The organism is Caballeronia zhejiangensis, assembly GCF_022879815.1.
In the GTDB taxonomy this organism is placed as follows: domain Bacteria; phylum Pseudomonadota; class Gammaproteobacteria; order Burkholderiales; family Burkholderiaceae; genus Caballeronia; species Caballeronia zhejiangensis.
The window spans coordinates 299,587-312,341 of record NZ_CP084284.1 but is presented as its reverse complement, the minus strand read 5'-3'; the positions used below and the strand labels follow the sequence as shown (position 1 = coordinate 312,341).

Genomic DNA, 12,755 nt, shown 5'->3' with positions numbered 1-12,755 from the left:
AAGTGATCGAATGCCATGTCGGCCCGAGCCCGCTCGGGCACATTTTGTATCGCGCCGAAGACGAATGTCTGACGGGTCTCTTCTTCATCGGACAGAAGTATTTTCCCGATGGTCTGCACGCGCCGACGCTGTCGGAGACAGCGCCGAGATCCCGCGTGATTGCCGATGCGCGCGAGCAGGTCGGCGAATACTTCGCGGGTACGCGTCGGAAGTTTTCGATTGCGGTGCAGTTTCGCGGAACACCCTTTCAGCGACAAGTCTGGGACGCGCTTTGCCAGATCCCTTTCGGCGACGCGTGGACGTACAGCGATCTCGCGCGCCGGCTCGGCTTGCCCGCGGGCGCATCGCGGGCCGTCGGCGGCGCGAACGGACGCAATCCGGTCGCGATCATCGTGCCGTGTCATCGCGTGATCGGCGTCGACGGGGAATTGACCGGCTATGCGGGCGGCGTCGAACGCAAACGCCATTTGCTCACGCTGGAGGGCGGTCCGGGGCGCGAACAACTCGCGCTCTTCTGAAGCAGCGCACAGTCGGCGACAAAACAAAAACCCCCGCGAACCATCGGTTCGCGGGGGGTTTTTTTCGACATCGTCCGATGATGAATTACGGCGTAAGCATCACTTCCACACGACGATTTTCCGCACGCCCGACGCTCGTTGCGTTCGACGCAATCGGATTGGCCTTGCCGAAACCCTTCATCGCGAAGTTCTCGGCGCTCAGGCCATGTCCCTTCAGGTAGTCGAGCACGGCCTGCGCGCGACGCTGGGACAAACCGAGGTTGTAGGCATCCGGGCCCATCGAATCCGTGTAGCCCTCGACCGTGACGGACGCGAAATTCGCACCCTTCGAGTCGGCGACGAGCTTATCCAGAATGCTCCTGGCCTTCGGCGTCAACGCGGCGCTGTCGAAGGCGAAGTTCGTCTTTTCGTCGAGCGAAATCTTGCGCGGCACGACAGCCGGGGCCTTCGCTGGCGCCGGTTCCGGCGTTGCAACGACCGGCTGGGGCGGCGTCACGCAGTTGAAGATTACGTTGCGCGGATCGCTCGGCGTCTTCGTTCCGGCGAGCGTCTGAAGCACGTTCACCTTTTGATCGCCGCACATCTTTTGAGCCGCGGTCATGCAGGCGCTGCCGTTTTCGAACAGACCGTAGCATTCGGCGCGAAAAGCCTTCTGGCCATCCGACGTTTGAATTTCGCTGATATTGAAGGCCGGTCCCGACGTGGACGAACAGCCCGCAAGTACGGCAGCGGCGATAAGACTAACAGCAAGGGTTTTCGTGAGCATCTTGGTGGTCATGCAAGTCAATTTCAAAGTGCGAGCCGCTGAGCGCGCACCTCGATTCCGGGCCGGGGAACAACCCAAAGGTGACGTGAAAAATGATGGATCGATTTCGGGTGCGCCAAACGTTCGATAAGCAATCCGAAAGCTGCGCGATTGTAGCGTGACAATTCGTGCGATTTAAGCGGACAACTCCCAAATACAAGGCCGGCGGCGCCCGTATCGAAACCCCTATTTGGGCGGGACCGGAAGGTCGCCGTCGGATTGCTTCTGAAGCTCCTGCACGCGGGTCTGCAGCGCGCGAAGTTGCGCCTGCGCCGCTGCCTGCTCCGTGCGAAGTTCGCGGATCGCATTCTGCTGCTCCACTTGATAACTCGTCACCTGATTTTGCTGCGCGCGTGCAATATCGAGATCGGCTTGCAGCCGGTTCGCGCGCGCCTGCTGGGCGGCGATCTGCCGGTCCGCATATGCCTTCTCCGCTTCGAGCTTGATGCGCTTTATTTCCGCATCGGCGAGCGTGTTCGACGTCTTGGCGAAATCCGCATAGACCGTTTCGGCCCGCGCGTCATTTTGCGTTTTGAACACGCGCCAGATATTGCTTTGCTGAAACAGCGCGGCGTAATAAATCATCTCGTCGGGATAATACGAGAGACTCGCGCCATAACTGCCATTCAACGTCCTGCGTAACGCCGTGATTTTCCCGGCGGCAAGCAGATTCTCGAGTTCCGCGACATCGCCATTGCTCGCAATAGCCGCTTCGGGCCTCATCGGCGATGAATCAGCGGCCCGCGCCAACGGACCGGACAAACCGGCGGCAATCAGCACGATTTCCGCAATTACCCAGCGCTTCATTGCGATTTTCCGTAATGGCAACGCGCGTCGCCCGGAAAGAATTATGGCGCGGCAAGGCAATCGATTCCAGACGACTCAATACTTCATTCGAACGCCGTTAATCCGTGCGTCTTTAAATGGTCGATGTGCGCTTGAAACTTACTTGCGACAAACGCGGCTCGCTCAGGTTGCGGATCGTTTCGACCGGCATGAAGATGCGCGAATCGGACGGCTCCACGGACATGCGCGAAAAAATATGGCGGTCGCCGTGGAAAACGAAAGGCGCGGCCGAGAGAATGCGCGCGTCGGGCAGGCTTTCGGTGGCGTGCGGCGCGGCGGCCGAAGCTGTCGCGGCAAAAAGAACAAAAAAGCTGGCGGCGAGCGCAAGAGCGCCCGGAATCGAGTGCGAACGGTGCATGGCGAGATGAAGGCAATGAAGGCGCGCGAGCGCCGGAGTGAAGCGGCGGGAGAAAACACGGCGCCTCTGTAAGACGTTCGTCATTTCATCACCCGCTGCTCCGAGTGCCCATGAGACAGTTCTCAAAGAATTCCTGTTGGCGGGCAATCGCTCCCATCCGCAAAAACGCTCGGGCGCAGAAAATGCGTGCATGATGCATTCGCCCGCGCGCGGCCCCGGCGGGCTCGCTTCAAAAGGCCGCAGCGACGACGCAAAGGCGCGTGGCCGCCCAAAACCGCGCACGCAAAGGCGCGACGGCGGGCATGAGCGGTATGGCTTCCAGCACGGCTTGCCAATAGTCAGCCATAATTCGCCTTCTCAAAAAAGCCGGTACGCCGAGTAAAAAAGAAAATCCCATGAACCAAGACGACAAGCACTCCACCGCTCAACCCCGGCAACACGCTGCCAACGACGGCAACGTGACGACGGGCGTCGCGGGCCTGGATGACATCCTGGGCGGCGGGTTCGTCGAGGGCGGCCTGTATCTGATCGAAGGCATGGCGGGCGCGGGCAAGACGATTCTTTCATCGCAGATCGGCTTTCATCGCGTCGCGCAGGGCGACATGGTCCTGTACATCACGCTGATCGCCGAATCGCACACCAAGCTTTTGTCTCATCTTCGCGGACTGTCGTTCTACAACGCCGACGCCATCTCCGACCGGATGCTCTTCGTCTCCGGTTATCACGAACTGATGCGCGACGGCCTGTCCGGCTTTCTCGCGCTGATCGCGGCGACGATCAAGACGAGGCGGCCGCGCTTCATGGTCATCGACGGCTTTCGCAGCGCGCGCGAATTCAGCTCGACGGAACTCGAACTCTCGCAGTTCATCCACGAGCTTTCGGCGTTCGTGAGCGCCGCGCGCTGCACGACGCTGATCCTCGCGCCGCTTTCGGGCAACGAGCCGCATCCGGAGCACACGCTCGTCGACGGGCTCATCGAACTGAACCGCTACAACACCGGCATGCGGCGTGCCCGCGAAATCGAAGTCCACAAGCTGCGCGCCCGCGATCATCTGCTCGGCAAGCACTTCTTCAAGATCACGGAGAACGGTCTCGTGACCTTTCCGCGCATCGAGGCGTCGCCCGCGAACGATGACGGCGCGCCGGACTTCAAGAACAAGTTGAGCTTCGGCTTTCCCGATTTCGACCAGATGCTCGGCGGCGGCATCGTGCGCGGCTCGACGACGACGCTCGTCGGGCCATCGGGCATCGGCAAGACGCTGCTGTCGCTGAAGTTCCTGCAGGCGGGCGTCGAACGCGGCGAGCGCTGCGTCTACTTCGGCCTCTACGAATCGCCCGAGCGGCTTCTCGCCAAAGCGTTGTCGGTCGGCATCGATCTCGCGCCGGCCGTGCAGGACGGACGTCTCGCGATCCGCTGGCATCCGGCTGTCGAACTCGCAATCGACGAGCTCGCCGTCGAACTGATGACCGCGGTGCGGAACACGAATGCGTCGCGGCTCGTGGTCGACGGCATCGACGGCTTTTTTCAGTCCGCGAACCGCACGGAGCGTTTCGGCCTCTTCCTCAACGCGCTCACGCACCGTCTGCGCGACGCGGGCGTGACGACCCTGCTCACCGAGGAAATGCCGCTCTACGGTGATTCGGTGCAGCCCACGACGTTGCGCGCGTCCGCGATGACCGAGAACATCGTGCTCATGCGTTATGTCGAGGCGAATTCCTCGCTGTATCGCATGGTGTCGATCGTCAAGCAGCGCGAAGGCCCGCACGATTCGGCGATCCGCCGTCTCACGATCGACTCGCGCGGCCTGCATATCAGCGAAGGCTTCATTGGCTCGACGGGTATCTTGTCCGGACACCCGTCGATCGCCGCGCCCGCGCTGTCTGTGTCGGACCCCGGCGCGCGCGCATGAAGAAGATCCTCGTCGTCGACGATGAATTCGACATTCTGACCACCTGGCGCCTCGTGCTCGAAATGGAGGGCTACGAAGTTTCGACCGCGTCCAACGGACGGACCGCGCTCGACGCGGCGCGCTCGAATCCGCCCGCCCTCGTCATCACCGACTGGATGATGCCGCACATGGACGGCGTCGAACTGATCCGTCAACTGGCCGCGAGCGACGCCCTCGCACGCGTGCCGGTGATCCTCATGAGCGCGGCGGCGCATGCGCCGGCGCTCGAGCATCCGCATGCGCAGTTTCGCCGCAAGCCGCTTTCTATCGACGATTTGATCGACGCCGTGAAGGGACTGATCGGTTCGGCCTGAATTGGCCCGGGCACGCTGCGTGCTGCTGATGAGCGTTCCGGCGAATCCGGATTTACGAGAAACCGCTCAACCGAAGGGAGGCACCATGGTGCAGGATCAAGTGGAAGGCGCGGCACAGAAGGTCGTCGGCAAAGTGCAGGACGCAGTCGGCGCACTGACGGGCGATGAAGGCACGCAAGCCGAAGGCAAGGTGCGGCAGGCTTACGGCAACTTGCAGCAAAGTTATGGTCAGACCGTCGACAACGTGCGTCTCGCGGTCGCGAGCCAGCCGATTCAGGGCGTGCTGATCGCGGCGGCCGTCGGCTTCGTGCTCGGCGCGTTGTGGAATCGCGATCGCTGATGTGTCTCGGGCATCGCGATGCAAAGCCGGCGCGAAGGTTGCGCCGGCTTTGTCGTTTCATGGCGTCTCGCGCACGATGCCGACGAGCGTCGCCGACCGCGTGCAGCCGACGGCGATCGCGACTGCCGCCACGACGAGCGCGCCATGCGAACCGCCGATCGCTGCCGCGAGCGCAAGTCCGCCAGCCGCCGCCGCGCTCATCGCGTATGCGACCGGCGCGGCCGCGTTGCCGCCCATCGCGAGCGACAAGTGCGCGCCGATGAGCGCGAGCATCGCGATGACGGAAATCACGTCCGACTGAACGCCGAGCACATAGGCGAACGCCGCGCATGCGCCTGCGCAGGCGAGATGCATCGATTGAAGGTTCGCGCTTGCTCCGTTCGTGTGCCGGCGAACGACGACGCAAGCCAATGCCGCCAGCGCGCCGCCCGCCAGCACCGCATACGCGCTGTCCGGGCCCGGCAGCGCCCACGCGACGAACGCCATCGTCGCGAAGAGCGATTGCGCCGATACACCCGGCGTCGCACGCGCGGATCGATACCCGATGAATCCCGCGACCAGCGCGAGCACGAGCGCGGTTCCGCCCGATGCGCCGCTCGCGAAGCACGCGGCGGCAACGAGCGCGCCCGTTTCCCGCCTTCCGCGCGACGCACGCATCGACGAACCCGCCGACAGCGCCGCGAGCACGCAGAGCGCGCCCGCGAGTCCATCCGCGATCATGCTTCGAGCACGTTCGACAGCGTGCCGATTCCGGCGATCGACACATCCACGCGCGCGCCGTCCTTGATCGAGCCGACGCCGATAGAGGTGCCGCACGCGATCACGTCGCCGGGAACGAGCGTCATGTCTTGCGACAGCATGCTCACTTGCTCGGCGGGCGAGAAAATCATGTCGTCGAGCGGATAGTTCTGGCGCTCGACGCCTTCGAGTGTCGTGACGACGCTCGCCGTGCGCCAGTCGAAGCCGTTGCCCGTCGTGACGATCACCGGCCCGAGGCAGGTGAACGTGTCGAAGCCCTTCGAGCGGCACCATTGCGCGAAGTTGGGATCTTCCTGCAGCAGCTCGATCGCGGTGACGTCGTTCACGCACGTGTAGCCGAAGATCGCGCTTTCGGCTTCCTCCACGGACGCCCCGCTCACCGTCTTGCCGATCACGATGCCGAGTTCGCCCTCGTACGCGATCTTGCCGTGATAGCTCTTCGGCCGGCGGATCGACTCGCCCGGCCCGATCACCGACATCGGCGGCTTGATGAGAAAGAGCGGATGCTGCGGCGGCGCCTTGTCGAGCTTCTGCGACAGCGCGTAATAGTTGTTCCACAGCGCGATGACCTTGCTCGGCTGACAGGGCGCGAGCAGCGTCAGGTCGTCGACGGCGAACGACATGTCGGTCGGGCGCGGATTGTCGAACATCGCGCCGTCGTGCTGCACGACGCGGCCAGAATGCTGATCGAGCGTACCGAAACCGATGCTGCCGCCGGCATCGCGAAAACGAATCCAGTGTGTCAAGTGTGTCTCCCTTATAAAGGGCGCGGACATACGTGGTCCGCGCCCCTGTCCCCTCCTCCAAACCTCAGATCAAACCTGCGCCGCGCGCCCACTTGTACTTCGCGCCGAGCACGGCAACGGGCAGTTCCGTCGAATAAGCGTAGGCCGGCACGCCATGCTCGTACAGGTATTCCGCGGCTTCTTCCACTTGCACGTCGCCCGCGAGCGACGCCACGATCGGCTTCTCGATGCCGAGCGCCTTCATCTCCTCCTTCACTTCGATGACGAGTTTCGCGAAGACCATCGGCGGCGTGATGATCGTGTGCCAGTAGCCGAGGATGATCGAATGGATGCGATCGTCCTCGAGCCCGAGGCGGATCGTGTTCTTGTACGTCGACGGCGGCTCGCCCCCGGTGATGTCGACGGGATTTCCGGCCGCGCCGAACGGCGGGATGAACTTGCGGAACGCGGCATCGAGATCGTCGGGCATCGCCATCAGCGAGAGGCCGTTGTCGACGCATGCGTCCGACAAGAGCACGCCCGAGCCGCCCGCGCCCGTGATGATGACCGTGTTCTCGCCTTTGGGCGTCGGCAGCTTCGGAATGCCGCGCGCGAACTCGAGCAGATCGCGCAGCGACCGCGCGCGGATCACGCCGCATTGCTCGAAGACGTCTTCGTAGATCTTGTCGTTGCCCGCGAGCGCGCCCGTATGCGAGCTGGCCGCGCGCGCGCCGAGGCTCGTGCGCCCCGCTTTCAGCACGACGACCGGCTTCTTCTTCGACACGCGCTTTGCGGCTTCGGCGAACGCACGGCCGTCCTTCAGATCCTCGCAATGCTGCGCGATGATTTCGGTGTTGTCGTCCTGCTCGAAGAACGTGAGCAGATCGTCTTCGTCGATATCGCTCTTGTTGCCGAGACCGACGATCGCGGAAACGCCCATCTTCGCCGAACGCGAGAACCCGATGATGGCCATGCCGATGCCGCCCGACTGCGACGACAGCGCCGCCTTGCCTTTCACGTCGTACGGCGTGCAGAACGTCGCGCAAAGATTCTTCGGCGTGTAGTAAAAGCCGTAGATGTTCGGGCCCATCATGCGGATGTCGTATTGCCGCGCGATTTTGACGATCTCTTCCTGACCTTCGTGATTGCCCGTTTCCGCGAAGCCCGACGGAATCAGCACCGCGCCCGGAATCTTCTTCTCGCCGACTTCGACGAGCGCCTGAGCCACGAACTTCGCGGGAATCGCGAACACGGCGACATCGATCACGCCGGGCACGTCCTTCACGCTCTTGTACGCCTTGCGGCCCATGATCTCGTCGGCTTTCGGGTGAATCGGATAGATCGTGCCCTGATAGCCGCCGTTGATGAGGTTCTTCATCACCGAATTGCCGATCTTGCCGTCCTCGTTCGACGCGCCGATCACCGCGACCGCATCCGGCTTCATGATGCGGTTCATCTGCGCGACGATCTGCTCTTGCGTCGGCCGATAGCGCGGTTCGGCGGGCGCGAAATCCATCACGATGCGCACGTCCGCCGCGACCGCGCCGTTCGGGCTCGCGAACACCGGATTCAGGTCCATCTCGGCGATTTGCGGGAAATCGTCGACGAGACGCGACACGCGCTCGATCAGGGTAATCAGCGCCTCGCGATGTACCGGTTCGGTGCCGCGCACGCCGCGCAGCACTTCTGCGGCCTGAATGCCGTCGAGCATCGATGCGGCTTCTTCGCGCGTGACGGGCGCGAGCCGGAACGTCACGTCCTTCAGCACTTCGACGAGCACGCCGCCGAGACCGAACGCGATCAGCTTGCCGAACGACGGGTCCGTCACCGCGCCGATGATGACTTCCTGCCCCGCGCCGACCATCTGCTGAATCTGCACGCCGACAAGCGTCGCCTTCGGGTCGTACTTCTTCGCGTTCGAGATGATCGTGTCGAAACCGGCACGCACATCGGCTTCATTCTTCAGGTTGACGAGCACGCCGCCCGCTTCGGTCTTGTGCAGGATTTCCGGCGAAACGATCTTCAGCACCACCGGAAAGCCGATGAACGACGCGAGCTTCGCGGCATCGTCCGCCGATTTCGCGACGCCTTCCTGCGGCACCGCGATGCCGTATGCATCGCAGACGAGTTTGCCTTCCGGCGCGGTCAGCGACGTGCGGCCTTCCGCCTTCACTCGGGCGAACACTTCCGCGACGCGGCGTTTCGCGTCGGGCGCGTGGAGCGGAACGACCGCCGCCGCGTGCGTGGATGAATTGGCTGCTTCGCCGCGGTCCTGGGCAACCGTGCTGTTCATTTGGTGCGTCTCCGTTATAGGGGCGTGCAGGGGCCTGCGCCGCCCTCTTTCGAAGGCGGACGTCAGTGCAAGGCAATGTGCTCAGATCGCGCCGAGGCTCTTCAGCGTGGCGATCTGATCCGGCGTGTAGCCGAGTTCGGCCATGACTTCGTCGGTGTGTTCGCCGAGCAGCGGCGAGCGCACGACTTCGGTCGGACTGTCGGACAATTTGATCGGATTGCCGACCGTCAGATACTTCCCGCGCACCGGATGATCGACTTCGACGACCGTTCCCGTCTTGCGCAGCGACGGCTCTTCGGCGATTTCCTTCATCGACAGGATCGGGCCGCACGGAATGTCGTGCTTGTTGAGGATTTCCATCGCCTGGAACTTGGTCTTCGACATCGTCCAGCGCTCGATTTCCTCGAAAATCTGCTTCAGATGCGGCAGGCGCGCGTTCGGCGTCTTGTAATCCGGATGATCGATCCATTCCTCCTTGCCGATCACCTTGCAGATTTCGCCCCAGACCGGCGCCTGCGTGATGAAGTAGATGTACGCGTTCGGATCGGTCTCCCAGCCCTTGCACTTGAGAATCCAGCCCGGCTGGCCGCCGCCCGATGCGTTGCCCGCGCGCGGCACGGCTTCGCCGAACGTGCCGTTCGGATATTGCGGGTACTCCTTCATCACGCCAGTGCGTTCGAGGCGCTGCTGGTCGCGCAATTTCACGCGGCAGAGATTGAGCACGCCATCCTGCATCGCGGCGAGCACTTTCTGACCACGTCCGCTCGTGTTGCGCTGATACAGCGCCGTGACGATGCCGAGCGCCAGATGCAGGCCCGTGCCCGAATCGCCGATCTGCGCGCCGGTGACGGTCGGCGGACCGTCTTCGAAACCGGTCGTCGACGCCGCGCCGCCCGCGCACTGCGCGACGTTCTCATACACCTTGCAATCTTCGTACGGTCCCGGGCCGAAGCCCTTCACCGACGCGACGATCATCCGCGGATTCAGTTCCTGGATGCGCTCCCACGTAAAGCCCATGCGATCGAGCGCGCCCGGGGCGAAGTTCTCGACGAGCACGTCGCACTTCTTCACGAGCGTCTCGAGCACCTTCTTGCCTTCCGGATTCTTCGTGTCGATGGTGATCGAGCGCTTGTTGTGGTTGAGCATCGTGAAGTAGAGGCTGTCGGCGTCGGGGATATCGCGCAACTGCTCCCGCGTGATGTCGCCCGAACCCGCGCGCTCGACCTTGATGACGTCGGCGCCGAACCACGCGAGCAACTGCGTGCAGGTCGGTCCCGACTGAACGTGCGTGAAGTCCAGGATTCGCACGCCGTCCAGCGCCTTGCCAGATGTGTTCACCGTCATGGCTTTGTCTCCCACTCTCTTTCGACGTTTATAGATTCGCGATTATTTGTACATCGTCCCGCGCCGTCGTGCCCGGAGCGCGTAGACCGTCGGACCGCAAAGCGACCCGCCTCCTGTGATATACAATATTCCACACACAGTATTAGTCAACCGTCCGCCGGTCGATGAAAACCCTGTGATGCAGCGCACGATCCCTTGAACGCCGCTGTGAGCAACGCTCGACCGATTTTTAATTCTGCAGTGCATCAATCACCGTCGTCCGCCTCGGCCCGTTAAGCACTCATTTAACGCTGCAGAAGCCCGCAAACGAAAGTTTTGCGCGTGGTGAAATCTGATATACAGTATTTCAGCGCGCCGACGATGCTGTTGCTCGGCTCGCTCATTCCCATCAGAGGACATCAGGAGACGAGATGAACATCCACGAATATCAGGCGAAGGCGCTGCTGCGAAAGTACGGCGTCGCGGTTCCGGAGGGCCGCGTCGCCTTTTCCGCGACGGAGGCCGCCGATGCGGCGCGCGCGCTGCCCGGACCCGTCTGGGTCGTGAAGTCGCAGATTCACGCGGGCGGCCGCGGCGCCGGGCGCTTCGCCAACGATCCGGACGGAAAAGGCGGCGTGCGCGTGGTGAAGTCGGTCGACGAAGTGCGCGAGAACGCGCAGAAGATGCTCGCGTCCGTGCTCGTGACCAAGCAGACGGGGCCGGCGGGCAAGGAAGTGAAGCGGCTCTACGTCGAAGAAGGCTGCGATATCGCGCGCGAGCTGTATCTCGGCATGCTGGTCGATCGCGCCAACTCGCGCATCACGATCATGGCGTCGACGGAAGGCGGCATGGAGATCGAGGAAGTCGCGCATCGCACGCCGGAAAAAATTCTCAAGGTCGCGATCGATCCGGCGACCGGGCTTCAGCCCTTTCACACGCGCCAGATCGCGTTCGGACTCGGGCTCACCGGCAATCAGATCAAGGCTGCGTCGAAGTTCGTCACGGCGCTGTATCAGGCGTTCGTCGATCTGGATGCGTCGATCGTGGAAGTGAATCCGCTCGTCGTGACCGGCTCCGGCGACGTGATGGCGCTCGACGCGAAGCTCAATTTCGACGACAACGCGCTGTATCGCCATCCCGACATCGAGAAACTGCGCGACGAGGACGAGGAAGATCCCGCCGAAATCGAAGCGGCGAAGCACGGTCTGAACTACGTCAAGCTCGACGGCAATATCGGCTGCATGGTGAACGGCGCGGGCCTCGCGATGGCCACGATGGACATCATCAAGCTCTACGGCGGCGAGCCGGCGAACTTTCTCGACGTCGGCGGCGGCGCGACCCAGGAGCGCGTCGCGACCGCGTTCAAGCTGATCCTGCGCGACCCGAAGGTGCAGGGCATTCTCGTCAACATCTTCGGCGGCATCATGCGCTGCGACGTGATCGCGCAAGGCGTCGTCGCGGCCGCGCGCGAGATCGATCTGAGCGTGCCGCTCGTCGTGCGCCTCGCAGGCACGAATGTCGATGCGGGCCGAGAGATTCTGCGCACGTCCGGTCTCACCATCATCCCCGCCGAAAATCTCGCCGATGCCGCCGACAAGATCGTCAGCGCCGTCGCTCAAGGAGTGGCCCAATGAGCGTTCTCATCAATAAAGATACGAAGGTCATCTGCCAGGGCTTCACCGGCGCGCAAGGCACGTTTCATTCCGAACAGGCGATCGCGTACGGCACGCGCATGGTCGGCGGCGTGACGCCGGGCAAAGGCGGCACGACGCATCTGGACTTGCCCGTGTTCGACACCGTCGCCGATGCCGTCGCGAAAACGGGCGCCGACGCCTCCGTCATCTATGTGCCGCCGCCCTTCGCCGCCGATGCGATTCTCGAAGCCATCGACGCGCAGGTGCCGTTCATCGTCTGCATCACGGAAGGCATTCCGGTGCTCGACATGCTGCGCGTGAAGCGCGCGTTGAGCGGTTCGTCGAGCCGGCTCGTCGGGCCGAACTGTCCGGGCGTCATCACGCCGGGGCAGTGCAAGATCGGCATCATGCCGGGGCATATTCACCGGCCGGGGAAGATCGGCGTCGTATCGCGTTCGGGCACGCTGACCTATGAGGCCGTCGCGCAGACGACCGCGGCCGGCCTCGGGCAGACGACGTGCATCGGTATCGGCGGCGATCCGGTGAACGGGACGAACTTCATCGATTGCCTGTCGCTCTTTCTGGAGGACGATGCGACCGAGGGCATCATCATGATCGGCGAGATCGGCGGATCGGCGGAGGAAGAAGCCGCGCAGTTTCTCAAGGACGCGAAGACGACGAAGCCAGTGGTCGGTTTCATCGCCGGAACGACCGCGCCGCCGGGACGCCGCATGGGTCACGCGGGCGCGATCATCTCGGGCGGATCGGGCACGGCCAGCGCGAAGATCGACGCGATGAAATCGGCGGGCATTCACGTCGCCGATTCGCCGGCCGCGCTCGGCGAAACGATGCTGCACGCGATGCGTTAGTCACGCGGGCAACCGGCGCGGG

The 12,755-nt window shown here is 63.2% G+C and carries 13 protein-coding genes; 6 read left to right on the top strand and 7 right to left on the bottom strand.

Annotated features, from left to right (window positions below; all coding sequences use genetic code 11):
• Nucleotides 1–2: 2 nt before the first annotated feature.
• Nucleotides 3–518, top strand: a complete 516-nt coding sequence (locus tag LDZ23_RS15940) for a methylated-DNA--[protein]-cysteine S-methyltransferase (RefSeq protein WP_008353883.1) — start codon at nucleotides 3–5, stop codon at nucleotides 516–518.
• Between the two features lie 85 nt (nucleotides 519–603).
• Here the strand turns inward: LDZ23_RS15940 and LDZ23_RS15935 are convergent, their stop codons facing one another.
• The 3 genes from LDZ23_RS15935 to LDZ23_RS15925 all read right to left on the bottom strand — a co-directional run bounded on the left by LDZ23_RS15935 (nucleotide 604) and on the right by LDZ23_RS15925 (nucleotide 2,719).
• Nucleotides 604–1,119: an OmpA family protein gene (locus LDZ23_RS15935; RefSeq protein ID WP_160297400.1), complete on the bottom strand. Its 516-nt coding sequence runs from the start codon at nucleotides 1,117–1,119 to the stop codon at nucleotides 604–606.
• Nucleotides 1,120–1,509: 390 nt separating this feature from the next.
• A complete protein-coding gene (locus LDZ23_RS15930; RefSeq protein ID WP_008353885.1) occupies nucleotides 1,510–2,130 on the bottom strand; it encodes a DUF2968 domain-containing protein in 621 nt (206 codons plus the stop codon).
• A 112-nt stretch (nucleotides 2,131–2,242) separates the two neighbouring features.
• Nucleotides 2,243–2,719, bottom strand: a complete 477-nt coding sequence (locus LDZ23_RS15925) for a hypothetical protein (protein ID WP_144403652.1) — start codon at nucleotides 2,717–2,719, stop codon at nucleotides 2,243–2,245.
• A gap of 203 nt (nucleotides 2,720–2,922) precedes the next feature.
• Here LDZ23_RS15925 and LDZ23_RS15920 point away from each other — a divergent pair, with 203 nt between their 5' ends.
• From LDZ23_RS15920 to LDZ23_RS15910, 3 genes are all read left to right on the top strand, one after another.
• Nucleotides 2,923–4,437 (top strand): ATPase domain-containing protein, encoded by a 1,515-nt coding sequence (locus tag LDZ23_RS15920; protein WP_244808188.1) that lies wholly within the window; start codon nucleotides 2,923–2,925, stop codon nucleotides 4,435–4,437.
• Nucleotides 4,434–4,790 carry a response regulator gene (locus LDZ23_RS15915; RefSeq protein ID WP_008353888.1) on the top strand — a complete coding sequence of 119 codons (357 nt, stop codon included), beginning with the start codon at nucleotides 4,434–4,436 and terminating at the stop codon, nucleotides 4,788–4,790. The genes LDZ23_RS15920 and LDZ23_RS15915 overlap by 4 nt, the downstream gene beginning before the upstream one ends.
• Nucleotides 4,791–4,875: 85 nt before the next feature.
• Nucleotides 4,876–5,130, top strand: coding sequence for a CsbD family protein (locus LDZ23_RS15910; protein ID WP_008353889.1), 255 nt, complete (start codon nucleotides 4,876–4,878; stop codon nucleotides 5,128–5,130).
• A gap of 57 nt (nucleotides 5,131–5,187) precedes the next feature.
• On the opposite strand, the gene LDZ23_RS15905 is transcribed toward LDZ23_RS15910, so the two are convergent.
• The 4 genes from LDZ23_RS15905 to frc all read right to left on the bottom strand — a co-directional run bounded on the left by LDZ23_RS15905 (nucleotide 5,188) and on the right by frc (nucleotide 10,251).
• The gene (locus LDZ23_RS15905; RefSeq protein WP_008353891.1) at nucleotides 5,188–5,850 is read right to left on the bottom strand and encodes a hypothetical protein; all 663 of its coding nucleotides are present in this window, start codon (nucleotides 5,848–5,850) and stop codon (nucleotides 5,188–5,190) included.
• The gene (locus LDZ23_RS15900) at nucleotides 5,847–6,635 is read right to left on the bottom strand and encodes a fumarylacetoacetate hydrolase family protein (protein WP_008353893.1); all 789 of its coding nucleotides are present in this window, start codon (nucleotides 6,633–6,635) and stop codon (nucleotides 5,847–5,849) included. Before LDZ23_RS15900 ends, LDZ23_RS15905 begins: the two co-directional genes overlap by 4 nt.
• Nucleotides 6,636–6,699: 64 nt before the next feature.
• On the bottom strand, nucleotides 6,700–8,907 hold the full coding sequence (locus tag LDZ23_RS15895) for an acetate--CoA ligase family protein (protein WP_008353894.1): 2,208 nt from the start codon (nucleotides 8,905–8,907) through the stop codon (nucleotides 6,700–6,702).
• 81 nt (nucleotides 8,908–8,988) lie between these two features.
• A complete protein-coding gene (gene frc / locus LDZ23_RS15890; protein ID WP_008353895.1) occupies nucleotides 8,989–10,251 on the bottom strand; it encodes a formyl-CoA transferase in 1,263 nt (420 codons plus the stop codon).
• Nucleotides 10,252–10,661: 410 nt separating this feature from the next.
• Between frc and sucC the strand changes: the two genes are divergently transcribed.
• Both sucC and sucD read left to right on the top strand, forming a co-directional pair.
• Nucleotides 10,662–11,864 carry an ADP-forming succinate--CoA ligase subunit beta gene (gene sucC / locus LDZ23_RS15885; RefSeq protein WP_008353896.1) on the top strand — a complete coding sequence of 401 codons (1,203 nt, stop codon included), beginning with the start codon at nucleotides 10,662–10,664 and terminating at the stop codon, nucleotides 11,862–11,864.
• Nucleotides 11,861–12,733: a succinate--CoA ligase subunit alpha gene (sucD, locus tag LDZ23_RS15880; protein ID WP_008353897.1), complete on the top strand. Its 873-nt coding sequence runs from the start codon at nucleotides 11,861–11,863 to the stop codon at nucleotides 12,731–12,733. Before sucC ends, sucD begins: the two co-directional genes overlap by 4 nt.
• Nucleotides 12,734–12,755 lie beyond the last annotated feature (22 nt).

Coding starts and splice junctions, on each gene's coding strand:
- LDZ23_RS15920 (WP_244808188.1), top strand. CDS start 2,923: ATGAACCAAGACGACAAGCACTCCACCGCTCAACCCCGGCAACACGCT.
- LDZ23_RS15935 (WP_160297400.1), bottom strand. CDS start 1,119: ATGACCGCGGCTCAAAAGATGTGCGGCGATCAAAAGGTGAACGTGCTT.
- sucD (WP_008353897.1), top strand. CDS start 11,861: ATGAGCGTTCTCATCAATAAAGATACGAAGGTCATCTGCCAGGGCTTC.
- LDZ23_RS15930 (WP_008353885.1), bottom strand. CDS start 2,130: ATGAAGCGCTGGGTAATTGCGGAAATCGTGCTGATTGCCGCCGGTTTG.
- LDZ23_RS15905 (WP_008353891.1), bottom strand. CDS start 5,850: ATGATCGCGGATGGACTCGCGGGCGCGCTCTGCGTGCTCGCGGCGCTG.
- LDZ23_RS15910 (WP_008353889.1), top strand. CDS start 4,876: ATGGTGCAGGATCAAGTGGAAGGCGCGGCACAGAAGGTCGTCGGCAAA.
- LDZ23_RS15915 (WP_008353888.1), top strand. CDS start 4,434: ATGAAGAAGATCCTCGTCGTCGACGATGAATTCGACATTCTGACCACC.
- LDZ23_RS15895 (WP_008353894.1), bottom strand. CDS start 8,907: ATGAACAGCACGGTTGCCCAGGACCGCGGCGAAGCAGCCAATTCATCC.
- LDZ23_RS15925 (WP_144403652.1), bottom strand. CDS start 2,719: ATGCACGCATTTTCTGCGCCCGAGCGTTTTTGCGGATGGGAGCGATTG.
- sucC (WP_008353896.1), top strand. CDS start 10,662: ATGAACATCCACGAATATCAGGCGAAGGCGCTGCTGCGAAAGTACGGC.
- frc (WP_008353895.1), bottom strand. CDS start 10,251: ATGACGGTGAACACATCTGGCAAGGCGCTGGACGGCGTGCGAATCCTG.